Annotated in this window: 13 protein-coding genes; 12 read left to right on the top strand and 1 reads right to left on the bottom strand. The window is 51.8% G+C overall.

Going from position 1 to position 17,362, the window contains the following annotated elements; genetic code table 11:
- The first annotated feature begins 453 nt into the window (after nt 1-453).
- The 8 genes from proV to JC793_RS04745 all read left to right on the top strand — a co-directional run bounded on the left by proV (nt 454) and on the right by JC793_RS04745 (nt 10,443).
- Nucleotides 454-1,659 (top strand): glycine betaine/L-proline ABC transporter ATP-binding protein ProV, encoded by a 1,206-nt coding sequence (gene proV, locus JC793_RS04780; RefSeq protein ID WP_024474192.1) that lies wholly within the window; start codon nt 454-456, stop codon nt 1,657-1,659.
- Nucleotides 1,646-2,785, top strand: a complete 1,140-nt coding sequence (proW, locus tag JC793_RS04775) for a glycine betaine/L-proline ABC transporter permease ProW (RefSeq protein ID WP_218427657.1) — start codon at nt 1,646-1,648, stop codon at nt 2,783-2,785. The genes proV and proW overlap by 14 nt, the downstream gene beginning before the upstream one ends.
- Nucleotides 2,786-2,873: 88 nt before the next feature.
- Nucleotides 2,874-3,872 carry a glycine betaine/L-proline ABC transporter substrate-binding protein ProX gene (proX, locus tag JC793_RS04770; RefSeq protein WP_046893657.1) on the top strand — a complete coding sequence of 333 codons (999 nt, stop codon included), beginning with the start codon at nt 2,874-2,876 and terminating at the stop codon, nt 3,870-3,872.
- Nucleotides 3,873-4,203: 331 nt separating this feature from the next.
- Entirely contained in the window at nt 4,204-5,430 is a 1,227-nt protein-coding gene (locus JC793_RS04765; protein ID WP_218427655.1) for an MFS transporter, read from the top strand.
- A 484-nt stretch (nt 5,431-5,914) separates the two neighbouring features.
- Complete coding sequence (gene mprA, locus JC793_RS04760) at nt 5,915-6,430, top strand: transcriptional repressor MprA (protein ID WP_107680386.1); 516 nt, start codon at nt 5,915-5,917, stop codon at nt 6,428-6,430.
- Between the two features lie 243 nt (nt 6,431-6,673).
- Entirely contained in the window at nt 6,674-7,852 is a 1,179-nt protein-coding gene (emrA, locus tag JC793_RS04755) for a multidrug efflux MFS transporter periplasmic adaptor subunit EmrA (RefSeq protein WP_046893654.1), read from the top strand.
- A 12-nt stretch (nt 7,853-7,864) separates the two neighbouring features.
- Nucleotides 7,865-9,397 carry a multidrug efflux MFS transporter permease subunit EmrB gene (emrB, locus tag JC793_RS04750; protein ID WP_166707205.1) on the top strand — a complete coding sequence of 511 codons (1,533 nt, stop codon included), beginning with the start codon at nt 7,865-7,867 and terminating at the stop codon, nt 9,395-9,397.
- Between the two features lie 869 nt (nt 9,398-10,266).
- Nucleotides 10,267-10,443, top strand: coding sequence for a hypothetical protein (locus JC793_RS04745; protein ID WP_166707204.1), 177 nt, complete (start codon nt 10,267-10,269; stop codon nt 10,441-10,443).
- Between the two features lie 47 nt (nt 10,444-10,490).
- Here JC793_RS04745 and JC793_RS04740 read toward each other — a convergent pair whose 3' ends face one another.
- Nucleotides 10,491-11,597 (bottom strand): tRNA/rRNA methyltransferase, encoded by a 1,107-nt coding sequence (locus tag JC793_RS04740; protein WP_218427653.1) that lies wholly within the window; start codon nt 11,595-11,597, stop codon nt 10,491-10,493.
- 180 nt (nt 11,598-11,777) lie between these two features.
- On the opposite strand from JC793_RS04740, the gene JC793_RS04735 reads away from it, so the two are divergent.
- The 4 genes from JC793_RS04735 to JC793_RS04720 all read left to right on the top strand — a co-directional run bounded on the left by JC793_RS04735 (nt 11,778) and on the right by JC793_RS04720 (nt 17,116).
- Entirely contained in the window at nt 11,778-12,482 is a 705-nt protein-coding gene (locus tag JC793_RS04735; RefSeq protein WP_218427651.1) for a tRNA-uridine aminocarboxypropyltransferase, read from the top strand.
- A 37-nt stretch (nt 12,483-12,519) separates the two neighbouring features.
- Nucleotides 12,520-15,177, top strand: a complete 2,658-nt coding sequence (locus JC793_RS04730; RefSeq protein ID WP_046893649.1) for a bifunctional acetate--CoA ligase family protein/GNAT family N-acetyltransferase — start codon at nt 12,520-12,522, stop codon at nt 15,175-15,177.
- Between the two features lie 183 nt (nt 15,178-15,360).
- Nucleotides 15,361-16,719, top strand: a complete 1,359-nt coding sequence (pssA, locus tag JC793_RS04725; RefSeq protein ID WP_218428343.1) for a CDP-diacylglycerol--serine O-phosphatidyltransferase — start codon at nt 15,361-15,363, stop codon at nt 16,717-16,719.
- 55 nt (nt 16,720-16,774) lie between these two features.
- Complete coding sequence (locus JC793_RS04720; RefSeq protein WP_107680394.1) at nt 16,775-17,116, top strand: YfiM family lipoprotein; 342 nt, start codon at nt 16,775-16,777, stop codon at nt 17,114-17,116.
- Nucleotides 17,117-17,362 lie beyond the last annotated feature (246 nt).

The raw sequence follows: 17,362 nt of genomic DNA, 5'->3' as shown, positions 1-17,362 counted from the left end.
TATCGAGTTATTTTTAAACTTAACCTAAATATCCATTATCACGACATTAATTACATATCATTATTAATAAGTATGTTTAATGTGGCGTGATTTTTTTTCACTGTTTTCGGGAGAAACATCACAACTTACTGACACCGGTATTATGCAGCGAAATATCATCATATTCTCTTTTCAGGTATTCCGGATAAAAAGCGGCTAAAACAAGCGCCTGGTTAACTTTCCGGGGATGTCTCTGTCTTATTTCCCGCAAGTCATTCATATATTAACAAATCGGTATATTTACCGGATATCAGTGATTTTACACTAAAAATATATCCGCTGTTTTTGATTAATTCTCATAAACAAGGGGTTGTCAGCATTATCTCGTATGCTAGGGTAAATAACGTTTTTTTTCAGGGAGAGGATTCACATTTACCCATTTCACATCCACGTTATTCTGAATGGATATACTGCATGGCAATAAAACTCGAAGTTAAAAATCTCTATAAAATATTCGGTGAGCACCCGAAACAGGCATTTGAATTATTAGAACAGGGCCTGGACAAAGAACATATCTTTGAAAAGACCGGTGCTACCGTCGGCGTACAGGACGCCAATCTGGCCATTGAAGAAGGCGAAATATTCGTCATCATGGGACTGAGCGGTTCAGGGAAATCCACCTTAGTTCGTCTTCTCAATCGCCTGATAGAACCGACCCGCGGCCAGGTGCTGATCGACGGCGAAGATATCGCTGTGATTTCTGATCAGGCACTGCGCGAGGTGCGGCGCAAAAAAATCAGTATGGTGTTCCAGTCCTTTGCTCTGATGCCGCATATGTCGGTTATCGATAATACCGCGTTCGGCCTTGAACTGGCCGGGATGAGCAAAGCGGAACGTCATGAACGCGCACTGGATGCGCTGAAACAGGTCAACCTGGAACAGTGGGCAAATTCCTATCCGGATGAGCTGTCCGGCGGGATGCGTCAGCGGATCGGGCTTGCCCGCGCGCTGGCAAATGACCCGGATATCCTGCTGATGGATGAGGCGTTCTCCGCCCTTGACCCGCTGATCCGCACCGAAATGCAGGATGAGCTGCTGAGTCTCCAGGGGGATAAACAGCGGACCATCGTCTTTATTTCCCATGACCTCGACGAAGCTATGCGTATCGGCGACCGTATTGCCATTATGCAGGGCGGTGTTGTGGTGCAGGTCGGTACACCGGATGAGATCCTTAATAATCCGGCCAATGATTATGTCCGCACGTTCTTCCGCGGCGTGGATATCAGTCATGTGTTCAGCGCCAAAGATATTGCCCGCCGCCGCGCGGATGCGCTGCTGCATGTGGCACCGGGATTCGGCCCGCGTTCGGCACTGAAAGTTCTCAATGATGATGATCGTGAGTACGGCTATCTGATTGAACGCGGACAAAAATTTGCCGGTATTGTTTCTGTTGCCTCTCTGGAGGCGGCACTGAAAGCGAAAAAACCTATCACAGATGCCATTCTGAGTGAGCCGCAGGCGGTCAGCGCCGACACGCCGCTGAATGAGCTGCTGACCGTTGTCGCGCAGTCACCGTGTGCAGTTCCGGTGGTCGGCAACAACAACCGCTATGCCGGGGTTATCTCAAAAGGGATGCTGCTGCAGGCTTTAGATAAGGAGACGCCGAATGAGCCGGAATAATCAACAGGATACAGAACTTGATCCATGGGCGGCAACGTCAGAACAGGATACTTCATCAGCACAAACAACCCCGGATGCCGCAGACAGCAGTGATCCGTGGGGAAGTGCCGCCGATACCGGCGGTGCGGATGCTGACCCGTGGGGCGGCGCGGCTGACAGCGGCAGCGACTGGCTGGATGCCGCACCGGCTGATACCGGCCCCGCCTTTGACTGGGCAAACCCGTTTGACCACTCGCTGATCCCGTTTGACAGCTGGGTAACCGATGCCATTAACTGGATTGTGCTGCACTTCCGCCCGGTTTTTCAGGGTATCCGTGTACCGATCGACTTTGTGCTCACGACCTTTGAACAGGGACTGACCGCTATTCCCGCGCCGATCGCGATTCTTATTTTTGCCCTGCTCGCCTGGCAGATGAGCGGTAAAGGACTGGGGATTGCCACTGTGGTATCACTGACCTTTATCGGTGCCATCGGGGCATGGAACGAGGCAATGGTGACATTATCATTGGTTCTGACCGCCCTGATGTTCTGTATTATCATCGGCTTACCAACGGGTATTGCCCTGGCGCGGCATGAACGCGCTGCAAAATTTATCCGTCCGCTGCTTGATGCCATGCAGACAACACCGGCCTTCGTCTATCTGGTGCCGATTGTCATGCTGTTCGGTATCGGTAACGTACCGGGCGTGGTGGTAACGATTATCTTCGCCCTGCCGCCGGTGATCCGCCTGACTATCCTCGGTATCCGTCAGGTGCCCGCCGATCTGGTGGAAGCGGCAGAGTCCTTTGGTGCCAATCCGCGCCAGATGCTGTTTAAAGTGCAGTTACCGCTGGCGATGCCGACCATCATGGCCGGGATCAACCAGACGCTGATGCTGGCACTGTCAATGGTGGTTATCGCCTCCATGATCGCCGTCGGTGGTCTGGGGCAGATGGTACTGCGCGGTATCGGCCGTCTGGATATGGGGCTGGCGTCAGTCGGTGGGGCCGGAATTGTGATTCTCGCCATTATTCTTGACCGCCTGACACAATCACTCGGGAAAGATTCCCGCAGCAAAGCCGGCCGCCGCTGGTATCACACCGGCCCTGCCGGGCTTATCACCCGTCCGTTCCGCCGCGCGCCGTAATCCGCGGCAGCGACAGGGAGCTTCCGCTCCCGCTCATTATCACCCTGCCGCTGTTATCCCGGCGGCAGGCACAACAAGAGGGAAAACGATGCGTAAGACAGCAATCGCAGCAATCGCCTTATCGGCACTCATTGGTACTCAGGCTTTCGCGGACACCGCACAGCCGGGCAAAGGGGTCAAAGTGCTGCCTGTACAAAGCACCATTACTGAAGAAACCTTTCAGACCCTTATCGTCAACAAAGCACTGGAAGAACTCGGCTATGATGTGCAGCCTATCCAGGAAGTGGATTACAACGTGGCCTATGCATCAATCGCCAACGGTGATGCCACCTTTATGGCAGTGAGCTGGGTACCGCTGCACAACTCCCAGTACAAAGCCGCCGGGGGCGACGACAAATTCTACCGCAAAGGGGATTATGTCGTGAATGCCGCCCAGGGGTATCTGATTGATAAAAAGACCGCTGAAAAATACCACATCACCAACATTGAGCAGCTGAAAGATCCGGAAATTGCCAAACTGTTTGACAGTAACGGCAACGGTAAAGCGGATCTGACCGGCTGTAACCCGGGCTGGGGCTGTGAGGCCGCCATCAACAACCACATGAAAGCCTATAAGCTGACAGATACGGTTGAGCACAACCAGGGGAACTATGCCGCGATGATGGCAGACACCATCACCCGTTATAAAGAGGGCAAACCGGTTCTCTACTATACCTGGACACCGTACTGGATCAGTGATGTCCTGAAACCGGGCCGTGATGTTGTCTGGCTGGAAGTACCGTTCTCCTCCATGCCTGACGGTGAGAAGATCGATACCAAACTGCCGAACGGCAAAAACTACGGCTTCCCGCCAAGCACCATGCATATTGCAGCCAACAAAGCCTGGGCTGAACAGAACCCGGCTGCCGCTGAGCTGTTTGCCGTCATGAAACTGCCGGTTTCGGCAATTAACGCCCAGAACCTGCGCATGCATAACGGCGAAAATTCACAGGCGGATATTGAACGTCACGCCAATGCCTGGATTAAAGCCAATCAGGCTAAGTTCGACGGCTGGATTGAACAGGCACGAAAAGCCGCTGATAAATAACCGGATCTGACATATCCGTCCGGCGGCCATAGCAATATGGCCGCTGAGATTGCTGACAAAGCAGGATAAAACGTGGTTTTTCCTGCTTTGTGTTATCAGCCGAAAATCAATAAATTGATTTTCCTGGTTTATTGTTACAACCTCTGGCGGTCGTCGCCCCCCCCTGCGGGTTTGTCAACGGCCCGGGCGGCCATAGCAATATGGCCGCTTTTTTTCCTCAACAAAACGTGATGAATCTCACAAAACCGATACCCTTTCCGGTCTGCTTTCTATATAGTACCGCTCCGTAGTACCCGTAATCATTTCATACTCAGTCAATCTTATAATAATCATGAAAAAGAAAACCATTGATGCGGTTCTGACACCTCAGCTTATCTGCCTGATGGCAATAGCAACCGGGTTGTTAGTCGCAAGTAACTATTATGCACAGCCTTTACTGGAGACGATTGCCGCACAATTCAGCGTGACTGCCGGTATGGCAGGCTTTATCGTCACGACCGCGCAGCTCAGCTATGCCGCCGGTCTGATGTTTCTGGTACCGCTCGGGGATAAATTTGAGCGCCGCAACCTGATTGTCACCATGACACTGCTGTCCGCTATCGGGCTGGTCATCTCCGCCCTGTCACAGACGCTCTGGCAGTTACTGCTGGGTACCGCACTGGCCGGGATGTTTTCCGTGGTGGCGCAGATTCTTATCCCGCTGGCGGCGACTATCGCCAAACCGCAGCATCGCGGCAAAGCGGTCGGGATCATTATGAGCGGCCTGCTGCTCGGTATTCTGCTGGCACGGACCGTGGCTGGTGTGCTCGCGGAATTCGGCGGCTGGCGGACAGTCTACTGGGCGGCTTCCGGACTGCTCGTTCTGCTGGCGCTGATCCTGTATCTGCGTCTGCCGCAGTACAAACAGGTGTCTGATCTGAAATACGGTCAGTTACTGGCCTCCATTGTGACACTGTTTATCCGCACCCCGGTTCTGCGTGTCCGCGCCGCACTCGGTGCCATTGTCTTTGCCGCATTCGGTCTGCTCTGGACATCAATGGCCTTCCTGCTGGCATCGGATCCGTTTAACTATTCCGAAAGCACTATCGGGCTGTTCGGCCTCGCCGGTGCTGCCGGAGCCCTGATGGCCGGTCCCGCCGGACGTTTTGCCGATAAAGGCAAAGGCCGTCTGACCACCAGCGCCGGTCTGCTGCTTCTGCTGCTCTCCTGGATACCGCTGGCGCTGAGCGGTTATTCTGTCGCGGCTTTTGTGGCCGGTGTGGTGATCCTTGATCTCGCCGTACAGGCTGTTCACGTCACCAATCAGAGTACCCTCTACCGGATGATGCCGGAGGCACGCAGTCGCCTGACCGCAGGTTATATGACCTGTTATTTCTGCGGCGGTGCATTCGGTTCACTGCTTTCCGGCTATGCATACAGCCACTACGGCTGGGATGGCGTCTGTTACAGCGGTGCTGCCGTCAGTGCCCTGGGCCTGGTGATCTGGCTTGCCGGGAAGAAGTATGATGTCCCGCAATCCGGCGAAACAGCCACGCATCAGCAGCCCTCACACACCTGATTCCTCCGTAAAAAGCACCTTCCGGTGCTTTTTACACTCAAAAATCAAACGAAAATCGCATAATAATCTACCACCCGTGGATTATCCCTTCATAAAAAGTTACAAATAACACTGTTAATCAAAGAAAATAATTTTTGACCACGTAAAATAGATACTACAGCAATAATCACTGACATAACGGCTAATGAAAGTCATTTGATATTCTTCATTATCATGGTTCACTAATAAAAATTGACGTAATTTATGAAGCAAAAATTACGCATAATCAGAGTCAGCCACTCGGTAATGAAAATGTAAGTGATTTGCTAAATAATAAGTGATATTTGTGACTAACATTCATAAAATTTATGAATCAGTTGGCATTATCAGAAAAAATGTAGTGATATTAACCTGCTATAATTGTTAAATTAATCTTTTGGCCGGCCATCCCGCCGGGTCATAGCCGGGTTAACATACCAACAGAAACTAATAAGGTATCTCAATAATGGAAAGTTCATTTACACCGACAGAAGAGTTGCTTAACAGCCGGATCACACAACAGAATAATCTGGGTGCGGATCTGCCGTATCAGGAAATTTTACTGACCCGGCTTTCAATGCACGTTCAGAGTAAATTATTAGAAAAACGTAACAATATGCTGAAATCTCAGGGGATAAATGAAACATTATTCATGGCCCTGATGATTCTGGATACTAAAGAATCTCACAGCATTCAGCCTTCAGAACTCAGTGCAGCACTCGGCTCCTCCCGCACCAATGCGACCCGTATCGCGGATGAACTGGAGAAAAACGGCTGGATTGAGCGCAAAGAGAGCCACAATGACCGCCGCTGCCTGCATCTGCACCTGACAGAAAAAGGTTCCGATTTTCTGCACAGCCTGCTTCCGCCTCAGCATGATGCATTACGTCATATCTGGTCAGCGCTGGACAATAATGAGCAGAAAGACCTGGAAAAACTGATGCGAAAATTACTTATTCAGCTCGATAAGAGCGACAACTAAATAACCTTTTATTGTTTAAGGTTAATGAATAAGAGCTTTTCTCAATAAGTATGTGTAAAAAAACCTTTTCTGTTGGCCCGGATCCTTTATTCTTCACAGGCTGACATTTCTGACATCAATTGATGTGCTGACCATCCCGGCTTGCAGTTGTCGTTAACCACAGTGACGACAATAGCAAGCCTGTCTTTGTTGCGGTTATGTCATACAACACCTTAAAAAAAGAACAAGACCCGGAGATAACTGATGAGTGTCAGTGAGGAAACTCAGGCTGCACAGCCCCCTGTCCGTAACAAAAAACGACAACGCCGTAATGCGCTGATGTTGCTGACGTTACTGTTTGTATTACTGGGGGCGGCTTATACCGTTTACTGGTTTATGGTACTCCGCCACCATGAATCAACCGATAACGCCTATGTGACCGGTAATCAGGTCATTGTGATGTCACAGGTATCAGGCAGTGTCACCACTGTCAGTGTGGATAATACCGACTACGTGACCGCCGGCACACTGCTGGTTCAGCTCGACAAACGGGATGCCGGACTGGCGCTGGAAAAAGCACAGGTCGCGCTGGCAAACAGTGTCCGCCAGACACATCAGCAGATGATCAACAGCCGCCAGTTACTGGCCGGTATTGAAGTCCGCCGTTCAGAACTGACCCGTCTGCAAAATGACCTCCGCCGCCGGGAAGTGCTGGGTGCGCAAAATCTGATTGGCAAAGAAGAACTTCAGCATGCCCGCGAAGCAGTAGTCAGCGCCAAAGCACAGCTGGATGTCGCCACTGAGCAGTTTAATGCCAATAAAGCCGTTATTCTCGATACCCCGCTGGGCGAACAGCCGGCAGTGAAACAGGCCGCCACTGAAGTGCGCAATGCCTGGCTGGCACTGGAGCGGACCGATATCCGCAGTCCGGTGGACGGCTATGTCTCCCGCCGCAGTGTGCAGGTCGGCGCACAGATCACACCAGCCACCCCGCTGATGGCGGTCGTACCGGCAACCGGCATGTGGATTGACGCCAACTTTAAAGAAACACAGCTCAGTGCTATGCGTATCGGACAGCCGGCTGAAGTGATCACCGATTTCTACGGCGATAAAGTGGTCTTCACCGGTACCGTTACCGGACTGGATATGGGTACCGGCAGCGCGTTCTCACTGCTTCCGGCACAGAATGCCAGCGGTAACTGGATTAAGGTCGTTCAGCGTCTGCCGGTGCGTATCGCACTGGACCCGGCACAGCTGGAGCAATACCCGCTGCGTATCGGTCTTTCCGGTGATGTCACCGTGGACACTCAGAATACTGACGGCCCGGTGCTGTCAAAAAGTGTGCGCACCGATCCGGCCTATCATACCAATGCCCTGAGCATTGATATGCAACCGGCTGATCAGATGATCTCAGAGATAATCAGCCGCAATGCCGGTCAGTAAGGAGTCAGGGTTATGCAGGCGCCACTGACCGGAGCAAAACTGGCCTGGATGACGATCGCCCTGTCACTGGCGACCTTTATGCAGGTGCTCGACTCCACCATCGCCAACGTGGCGATCCCGACGATCGCCGGTAACCTCGGTTCTTCTAACTCTCAGGGAACCTGGGTGATTACCTCATTCGGGGTGGCGAATGCTATCTCCATTCCGATCACCGGCTGGCTGGCCAAACGGATCGGCGAAGTCCGTCTGTTTATGTGGTCGACGGCATTATTTGCCATCTCTTCCTGGTTATGCGGTATTTCCAACAGCCTGGGCATGCTGATCTTTTTCCGCGTGATCCAGGGTCTGGTGGCCGGGCCGCTGATCCCGTTATCACAAAGTCTGCTGCTCAATAACTATCCCCCGGCAAAACGCACCATGGCACTGGCACTCTGGTCGGTGACAATTGTTATCGCCCCGATCTGCGGGCCGATCCTCGGCGGTTATATCAGTGACAACTATCACTGGGGCTGGATTTTCTTTATTAACGTGCCGTTCGGGATTGTGATCATGATGCTGACCGCAAAAACCCTGGAAGGCCGGGAAACCAAAACAGAAATTCGTCCGATTGATACCGTCGGGCTGATCCTGCTGGTGGTCGGGGTCGGCTGCTTACAGATTATGCTCGACCAGGGCAAAGAGCTGGACTGGTTTAACTCAACGGAGATTATTGTCCTGACCGTGATTGCGGTGATCGCCATCGCCTTCCTGATCGTCTGGGAGCTGACGGATGAGCACCCCGTGGTGGATTTATCACTGTTTAAAAGCCGGAACTTCACGATAGGCTGCCTCAGTCTCAGTCTTGCCTATATGCTCTATTTCGGCACCATTGTTCTGCTGCCGCAGCTGTTACAGGGGGTATTCGGCTACACTGCCACCTGGGCAGGACTGGCCTCCGCGCCGGTCGGTATTCTGCCGCTGCTGATCACGCCGCTTATCGGTAAATATGCGCATAAAGTGGATTACCGTATCATCGTGACATTCAGTTTCATTATGTATACCGTCTGTTTCTACTGGCGTGCCTATACATTTGAACCGGGCATGGACTTTGCTGCCGCTGCCTGGCCGCAGTTTGTACAGGGGCTGGCAATTGCCTGTTTCTTTATGCCACTGACCACCATTACCCTCTCCGGCCTGCCGCCGGAAAAAATGGCGTCGGCATCCAGCCTGTCAAACTTTACGCGGACGCTGGCGGGGGCTATCGGGACATCCATCACCACCACACTGTGGACGCAGCGGGAATCGATGCATCACGCCAATTTTGCCGAACATATCAACCCGTTCAGCCCGGATACACAGCAGATGTATCACACGCTGGGTGAAATGGGGATGTCGCAGCAGCAATCGTCGGCTTATATTGCAAAAGTGATCACCGACCAGGGGTTGATTATCTCTGCCAATGAGATTTTCTGGCTTTCAGCCGGTGTCTTCCTGGTACTGATGCTGCTGGTCTGGTTTGCCAGACCTCCGTTTACTGCCGGCGGCGGTGGCGGCGGCGCGCATTAAGAAAAAAAGAAAGGCACTTCGGTGCCTTTGAGATTGCTGACAAAGCAGGATAAAACGTGGTTTTTCCTGCTTTGTGTTATCAGCCGAAAATCAATAAATTGATTTTCCTGGTTTATTTTTACAACCTCTGCCGGTCGTCGCCAACCCCTGCGGGTTTGTCAACGGCCTGAAAGGCACTTCGGTGCCTTTCTTTTTATTTCCAACTTAAATAATAAGATGGGATATATTCATTTTATGATTTATTAAACAATAATAAAACACAACTTTATTAACAGAATAATCACTTGCTCTTAAAATCATTAAATTGCTATTCTTATTTCACCGCAGAAAAAGACATTTTTGGTTGCGGTATTAATATCACGGATGATTATTTATATAACATTCACAAGGGAGTGTGACCATGATTTAGCATCATTAATACGATTTGCCATAATTTTTATTTTTAATGCATATTTTTGCACCATGCTCCGGCATGGTTTTTTTATAATATTAATATCTGTTATTAATAGCAGTCATTCCGCTACAGCCGGTATGATTGGCGCGCTGACAGACAGGTGAAAAACTGCAGGATATCCATGAGCGCATTGTTAGATAAATTCATAAATCTCTGTAATATTCCGAAATGGGATATTCATAACTATCTTCCCGGTAATAAACATAAAAATCAGGATACAATAATTACGAATTATCATCTGATAAAGTTTGATGGTCATTATTATTTTCGCCATGATACTACGAGAGATATTTATTTGTGTTTACAGGGCGATGTTTACTTTTATATTCGTTCTGAATATCCTGATCAGGTTCACTGTGTACTGCCGTTATCACCAACGAATAATCTTCATCATCATATTTCAGAAAAAGAATTCATGAATGTTATTAATAATAACAGCGATATTCTGATGGCGGGAAAACTGTCCCTGGATGACGGACGGATTAAAAGCTGGCGGCCTTTTGATACCTTTACCGCTGATACAGGAAGGTACTACCGGGCACTGGACTCTGATGCCATCAAAAGCCTGCTGACACTGCATCTGATCGATTAAAAAACCCGGCAAATGCCGGGTTTGAATCAATCACTGTCAGACGTATATCAGCTGACTTTATTCTGCTGCCACCAGCGCGCCAGGATAATCCCGGTTGCAACTGATACGTTCAGGCTTTCCACATTGCCGGTACCGCCGACTGACAGGCGCATATCCCCGCCTTCCCAGACCGCGTCACTCAGGCCGTCGCTCTCTTCACCCAGAACCAGTACCATTTTTGCAGGCAGTGTGGCTTTCGCCAGATCAGTGCTGCCTTTATGGCTGGAGGTGGTGACGATGGCGTAACCTTTTTTACGGAATAAATCCAGCGTGTCGGTCAGACCATCCGCATCAATCCCAGCCAGATGCTCAGCGCCACCTTCCGCAGTGCGGACAGCCGCACCGGATTCCAGTACCGATGCATCCTGGAGGATCACGCCGTTGACACCGAAGTGAGCACAACTGCGCATAATACCGCCGAGGTTATGCGGGTTACCGACGTTTTCCAGCGCCAGCACGCAATCCTGCTCACCGGCAGTTTCCAGATAGGTTTCCGCACTCACACCGCCGCGTTTTTTAATCAGGAAACAAACGCCGCCGTGATGTTCTGTACCGGACGCTTTTGCCAGCTCTTCCTCATCCACCACATGATAGGCTTTGCGGTTGGCCGCCAGCCATTTCAGGGCATCGCGGAAACGCGGTGTGACGGACTGAACAAACCAGGCCCGCACAATGCGCTCAGGGCGGCTGCGGAACATTGCCTGACAGGCGTTTTCCCCGTAAATACGGGTCTCTTCCTGGCGCTGACGGCGCAGCTGGGCAGGATCAATCTGGCTTTTGCCGCTGATACCACCGTGATCAGGAAGCAGTGCTTCTCCCTCTTCTGACGGCTGGCGGGACACCGTTTTCCACGGTGAACGGCCGTCATCGGAATAACTGCCCTGACCTCTGCGTTCGCCGCGATCACCACGGTCACTGCGGTCACTGCGGTCACTGCGGTCACTTCGTTCGCCACGGTTAGTGCGTTCATTACGCGGGCCGCGGCTGTTACGGTCGCCGCGATCCGATCCCCGGCCGCCGCGTCTGTCTGATTTTTTCTGATCGTCCGGTTTATCCTCACTGCGGACATACATCACTTTTACTTTGCCGTTTTTACCATTTAAAGAGTCGTTCATGTGTTTCTCCCACGCCATTTCCGGGGGCGAAGATTACCCGATATCGTCCGGACCTGCCGGTTACTGTCACCGGCCGCCCCGCCGGAGGCACTGAACTCAGGCGCCCCCGCGAAAAATCATGCTATTGTGCAGCGTTAACAGTACAATGCATACTGTTTTTTGTGAAACCAGCCGATAAAAATGAAGACCAATTCTGTTTACCAGTTACGCCAGCGGCGTCTTGCACAATCCACCCGCGTTTTCCGCGCCCGCGGATGCCGTGTAGTCCGTTGTAATTACTGTTTATTACCCGAAAAAAACTGTTTGTGCGACACCATACAAACCCGGGATGCACGCAGTCAGTTCTGCCTGCTGATGTATGATACAGAGCCGCTGAAACCCAGCAATACCGGGAAACTGATTGCCGATGTCCTGCCGGACACACAGGCTTTTCTGTGGTCGCGTACCGAACCGGACGATGCCCTGCTCACACTCCTGAAAGATGACACCCGTCAACCGTACCTGATTTTCCCGCAGGCGTATGCCACACCGCCGCGTCAGGTATTCAGTGATGTACCGGAAAAGACAAAACCGCCGCTGTTTATTCTGCTCGACGGCACCTGGCCGGAAGCCCGGAAAATGTTCCGCAAAAGCCCGTATCTGGACGAAATCCCGCTGCTCTCCATCAATGATCTGGCTCAGAAAGATTATCTGCTGCGGGTCGCCGCCCGGGAAGATCAGCACTGCACCGCCGAAGTGGCTGCCGCCGCACTGATGATGGCCGGGGATACCGCAGCCGGAAAACAGCTGCTGGATCACTTCACCTGCTTCCGCCGTCAGTATTTGAAGGGTAAGTCACATCTTCCTGTAGCACAAATCAGAGCAGAGGAGCTGCTTTTAGGCTAAATTAAAGCACACGGGAATCCGGTCTGAGGAGAACACCATGAGTCAGCGCGGCCTTGAAGCATTACTCCGGCCTCAATCCATTGCGGTTATCGGTGCATCCGAAAAACCCGGACGGGCGGGTTCCCGGATGATGAGCAATCTGCTCAGCGGCGGTTTTGCCGGGCCGGTTCTGCCGGTCACACCATCACGCCGTTCCGTGCAGGGAGTGCTGGCATATCCGTCTGTTGCTGCTCTGCCGCTGGTGCCGGATCTGGCCATTATCTGCACCCACCCCAAACGCAATAACGGCCTGCTGAATGAACTCGGTGAGCTCGGCTGCCGGGCGGTGATTATTCTCTCTGCTCCTGCGTCACAAACCGCTGAACTGAAACAGACCTGCCAGCACTATAATATCCGCCTGCTCGGCCCGAACAGCCTGGGATTACTTGCGCCCTGGCAGGGACTGAATGCCAGCTTTTCCCCGGTACCGGTCCTCAAAGGTAAACTGGCATTTATCTCCCAGTCTGCCGCCGTTTCCAATACCGTGCTGGACTGGGCACAACAACGGGAAACCGGGTTTTCTTACTTTATTTCACTCGGCAGCAGTGCAGATATTGATATCGACGATATGCTGGATTTTCTTGCCCGTGACAGCAAAACCAGCGCCATTCTGCTCTATCTCGAACATATTCATGATGCGCGGCGTTTTATGTCCGCCGCCCGGAGTGCCTCACGCAACAAGCCGATTCTGGTGGTCAAAAGCGGCCGGACCCAGCGTGCGCAGTTGCTGACCGGTGAGACGCCAAGTCTGGATATCGCCTATGATGCGGCGATCCAGCGCGCCGGTCTGCTGCGGGTACAGGATACCCACGAAATGTTTTCCGCCGTGGAAACCCTGACCTTTATGAAGCCGCTGCGCGGCGAACGCCTGGCCATTATGAGCAACGGTGCGGCACCGGCAGCCATGGCATTGGATGAACTCTTCCGCCGCCGCGGTAAAATTGCCGGTCTCAGCGACGAAAGCAGTGCCGCACTCGCGGCGGTGCTGCCGGATGATTTTGTGATCAGTAATCCGCTGGATCTGCGCGATGATGCCACGGTGGATCGCTATATCGCCACCCTGAATATCCTGCTCGACAGCCACGATCATGATGCTCTGCTGATCCTGCATTCCCCCAGCGCTGTTGCGCCGGGCAAAGAAGCCGCCGCCCGGATTATTGCCGCTGTCGCACAGCATCCGCGCAGCCGCTGGCTGACAATATTCACCAACTGGAGCGGCGAATACTCCTCGCAGGAAGCGCGCCGCCTGTTCGGTGAGGCCGGTATCCCCACTTACCGGACACCGGAGGGGGCGGTGACGGCGTTTATGCATATGGTGGAATTCCGCCGCAACCAGAAACAACTGGCGGAAACACCCGCCCTGTCTGAAGGACTTACCGCTAACCGGCAGCAGGCACATCACTGCATTGACAGCGCTCTGAGCCGTCAGCACACCATACTTGATACGTATGAAGTCGAACCGGTGCTGGATGCCTACGGGCTGAATATTCTGCCGACCTGGATTGCGCATTCTGCGGAAGATGCCGTTACTATCGCCGAAACACTGGGGTATCCGGTGGCACTGAAACTGCGCTCACCGGATATCGTGCATAAATCCGATGTACAGGGTGTGATGCTTTATCTGCGGGATAAACAGGAAGTCGCCACCTCGGCAGCCGCCATTATTGATCGCGTGACACAGAATTTTCCCGATGCCCGGATAGACGGCCTGATTGTTCAGTCGATGGCTAACCGGGCCGGCGCACAGGAACTGCGGATTGCCGTTGAACAGGATGCGGTTTTCGGCCCGGTGATTATGCTGGGGGATGCCAGCCGCCCGTGGCATGACGAATCCCCGGCAGCCGTTGCCCTGCCGCCGCTCAATATGGCGCTCGCCCGTTATCTGGTCATTCAGGCCATTCAAAATAATAAGCTGGCTGCCGGCAGTGCGCTTAATCAGCTGGATATCGCGGGACTGAGCCGGGTACTGGTACAGGTTTCCAATCTGATTACCGATTGCCCGCAGGTCGTTAAGCTCGATTTACACCCGCTGCTCGCGTCCGGCTCCGGCTTTACTATTCTGGATGCCACCATGACGCTGGCACCTGCTTCCGGTGACAGCCGTCAGCGCCCGGCTATCCGCCCGTACCCGGCAGAGCTGGAAGAGAATTTCCGGTTAAAAGACGGCGCTGAAGTACATGTCCGCCCTATCCTGCCGGAAGATGAACCGTTACTGAAAGCCTTTATTGACCGGGTCACCAAAGAAGATCTTTATTACCGTTATTTCAGCGAAATCAGCGAATTTACCCACGACGACCTGGCAAAAATGACTCAGATTGATTATGACCGTGAAATGGCCTTTGTGGCGGTGGACAGCAGCGGTCAGATTATCGGGGTGACCCGTGCAATGTCCGATCCGGATAACCGGGAAGCCGAATTTGCCGTGCTGGTGCGGTCAGATATGAAAGGTAATACGCTGGGTTATCAGCTGATGCACAAACTGCTCGCCTACACAAAATCGCGCGGCATCCTCCTGCTGACGGCCATCACCATGCCGGAAAACCGCAATATGATCCGGCTGGCTAAAAAACTCGGTTTTACCGTTGAAACACAGTTTGAGGACGGTATCGTCAACCTGACGCTTCATCTGAATTCCGAAATGGCCGCAGCGCAATAGCCAAAAACGAACAACGTGATAGATGACACAGACTTAGCGCTCACTTAAGCAGAAAGTGAATTGCTGCGCACAATCAGACAAACTGGTGATATAATCTTTTGATCTGTTCATCTTTTCATTACCGGCCCGGTTTTGGTTATTCTGTCACCGCCGCCTATAACTAAAGAGATAATTCGCACTGTGATGTTGTCAAAATTCAAATCCGCGAAACACCAACAGCACCTTGCACAACTGCCGAAGTTAGCACAGTCAGCGGATGATGTTGAAACGCTGTTCCATACCCGCGACTTTAAAGGGCGTCTGTTAGCAGAAATCGCCGGTGCAAAAAAAACCATTTATATTTCTGCGTTATATATTGAGCATGATGATGCAGGCCGGGATTTCCTGGATGCGTTATATGCCGCCAAACAGGCCAATCCGGAACTGGATATTAAAGTCTTTGTTGACTGGCACCGTGCACAGCGCGGGCGTATCGGCGCAGAAGCGAATGCCACCAACGCCGACTGGTATCATTCCGTCGCGGCATCTCACCCTGATTTGCTTATCCCGATCTTCGGGGTGCCGGTAAATACCCGCGAAGCACTGGGTGTGTTGCATCTGAAAGGCTTTATTATTGACGACACCGTCATTTACAGCGGTGCCAGCGTCAATAATGTCTATCTGTATCAGCATGATAAATACCGTTATGACCGTTACCACTTCCTGCGCAATCCGGAACTGGCTGCGGCGATGAAGCTGTTTATTGATGAAATGCTGCTGCCGGAACAGGCAGTGCAGAAACTGGATACCGAAACCCGCGTAAAAACACCGGAGATCAAAAACCAGATCCGTGATTTCCGCATGAAACTGCGCCAGGCCGCATACCATTTCACACCTCAGGCACTTCCCGATGATCAGCTGGCCGTTACGCCACTGATTGGCCTCGGCAAAAAGAACCGCCTCAATAACACCATTGAGCATCTGATGTGTTCCGCGCAGGAAAAAGTGGTTATCTGCACGCCGTATTTCAACCTGCCGTCAACGCTGGTGCGTATTATCAGCCGCCTGCTGCGGGACGGGAAAAAAGTTGAAATTATTATCGGTGACAAAACCGCAAATGATTTCTATATCCCGCCGGAAGAGCCGTTCAAAATCATCGGTGGTCTGCCTTATCTCTATGAAATCAACCTGCGCCGCTTTATGCAGCGTTTCCGCCGGTTCTCGGATAATGAGCAACTGACCATTCGTCTGTGGAAAGATGATGACAACACCTATCACCTGAAAGGGATGTGGGTGGATGATCAGTGGCAGCTTATCACCGGTAACAACCTGAACCCGCGCGCCTGGGGACTGGATCTGGAAAATGCGATCCTTATCCGTGATCCGAAACAGGAACTGCATGCACAGCGTCAGGAAGAGCTGGCCAATATCCGCACTAATACAACCATTATCCGCAGCTACAACGAGTTGGATAACATCCGTGACTATCCGGTCAAAATCAAAAAACTGCTGCGCCGTCTGCGCCGCGTCCGCCTTGACCGTCTGATCAGCCGGATCCTCTGATATACACCTCCCGGCTCCGGCCGGGATTTTTTTATCTCATCTGCGGAGTGTGGTTATGTCCGTGACATTGCGTACCGGTTTAATCGTGTCTTTCAGCCTGCTGCTGAATTCAGGTTGCTCGATGCATCTTGCCAATGACAGCTGGACCGGCCGCGATAAAGCGCAGCATTTTGCTTTTTCGGCCGCAACAGCGATTGCCGCTAATGCTTACGGCGATCACCAGAACTGGCAGCACCGGCACAGCGCACAATTCGGTATCGGATTTTCTGTCGCACTGGGAGCGGCCAAAGAATTTTACGACAGCCGCCCCGGCGGCACCGGCTGGAGTGTGAAAGATTTTGTCTGGGATATCGCCGGTGCTGTTGCCGGTTACAGTCTGTACCAATCGCTGAAATAAAAATCCGATGACCGGACAGTGTTAATTTTGTGAACAACATCACACACAAAATTATTTGTTACCTTTTATCTTTAAACAGTAACATCTCCCCTGAAAATTTAAATAATTAATAACCTTTCGATTTAAATCGTGTTATTTATTTCTATTTATTTTTTAATAGTGAAAATTAAAATTAATACAACGTAAAAAACACAGATATGAAAATAATACTTTCATCATTAAAAAAACAAGAAAAATAATGATCAA

It is taken from the genome of Morganella morganii (assembly GCF_019242955.1).
Lineage (GTDB): Bacteria > Pseudomonadota > Gammaproteobacteria > Enterobacterales > Enterobacteriaceae > Morganella > Morganella sibonii.
Note: the sequence above shows the minus strand (reverse complement) of the source record. Positions and strands in the feature narration are given on the sequence as shown.

Coding starts and splice junctions, on each gene's coding strand:
- proV (WP_024474192.1), top strand. CDS start 454: ATGGCAATAAAACTCGAAGTTAAAAATCTCTATAAAATATTCGGTGAG.
- proW (WP_218427657.1), top strand. CDS start 1,646: ATGAGCCGGAATAATCAACAGGATACAGAACTTGATCCATGGGCGGCA.
- proX (WP_046893657.1), top strand. CDS start 2,874: ATGCGTAAGACAGCAATCGCAGCAATCGCCTTATCGGCACTCATTGGT.
- JC793_RS04765 (WP_218427655.1), top strand. CDS start 4,204: ATGAAAAAGAAAACCATTGATGCGGTTCTGACACCTCAGCTTATCTGC.
- mprA (WP_107680386.1), top strand. CDS start 5,915: ATGGAAAGTTCATTTACACCGACAGAAGAGTTGCTTAACAGCCGGATC.
- emrA (WP_046893654.1), top strand. CDS start 6,674: ATGAGTGTCAGTGAGGAAACTCAGGCTGCACAGCCCCCTGTCCGTAAC.
- emrB (WP_166707205.1), top strand. CDS start 7,865: ATGCAGGCGCCACTGACCGGAGCAAAACTGGCCTGGATGACGATCGCC.
- JC793_RS04745 (WP_166707204.1), top strand. CDS start 10,267: ATGAATGTTATTAATAATAACAGCGATATTCTGATGGCGGGAAAACTG.
- JC793_RS04740 (WP_218427653.1), bottom strand. CDS start 11,597: ATGAACGACTCTTTAAATGGTAAAAACGGCAAAGTAAAAGTGATGTAT.
- JC793_RS04735 (WP_218427651.1), top strand. CDS start 11,778: ATGAAGACCAATTCTGTTTACCAGTTACGCCAGCGGCGTCTTGCACAA.
- JC793_RS04730 (WP_046893649.1), top strand. CDS start 12,520: ATGAGTCAGCGCGGCCTTGAAGCATTACTCCGGCCTCAATCCATTGCG.
- pssA (WP_218428343.1), top strand. CDS start 15,361: ATGTTGTCAAAATTCAAATCCGCGAAACACCAACAGCACCTTGCACAA.
- JC793_RS04720 (WP_107680394.1), top strand. CDS start 16,775: ATGTCCGTGACATTGCGTACCGGTTTAATCGTGTCTTTCAGCCTGCTG.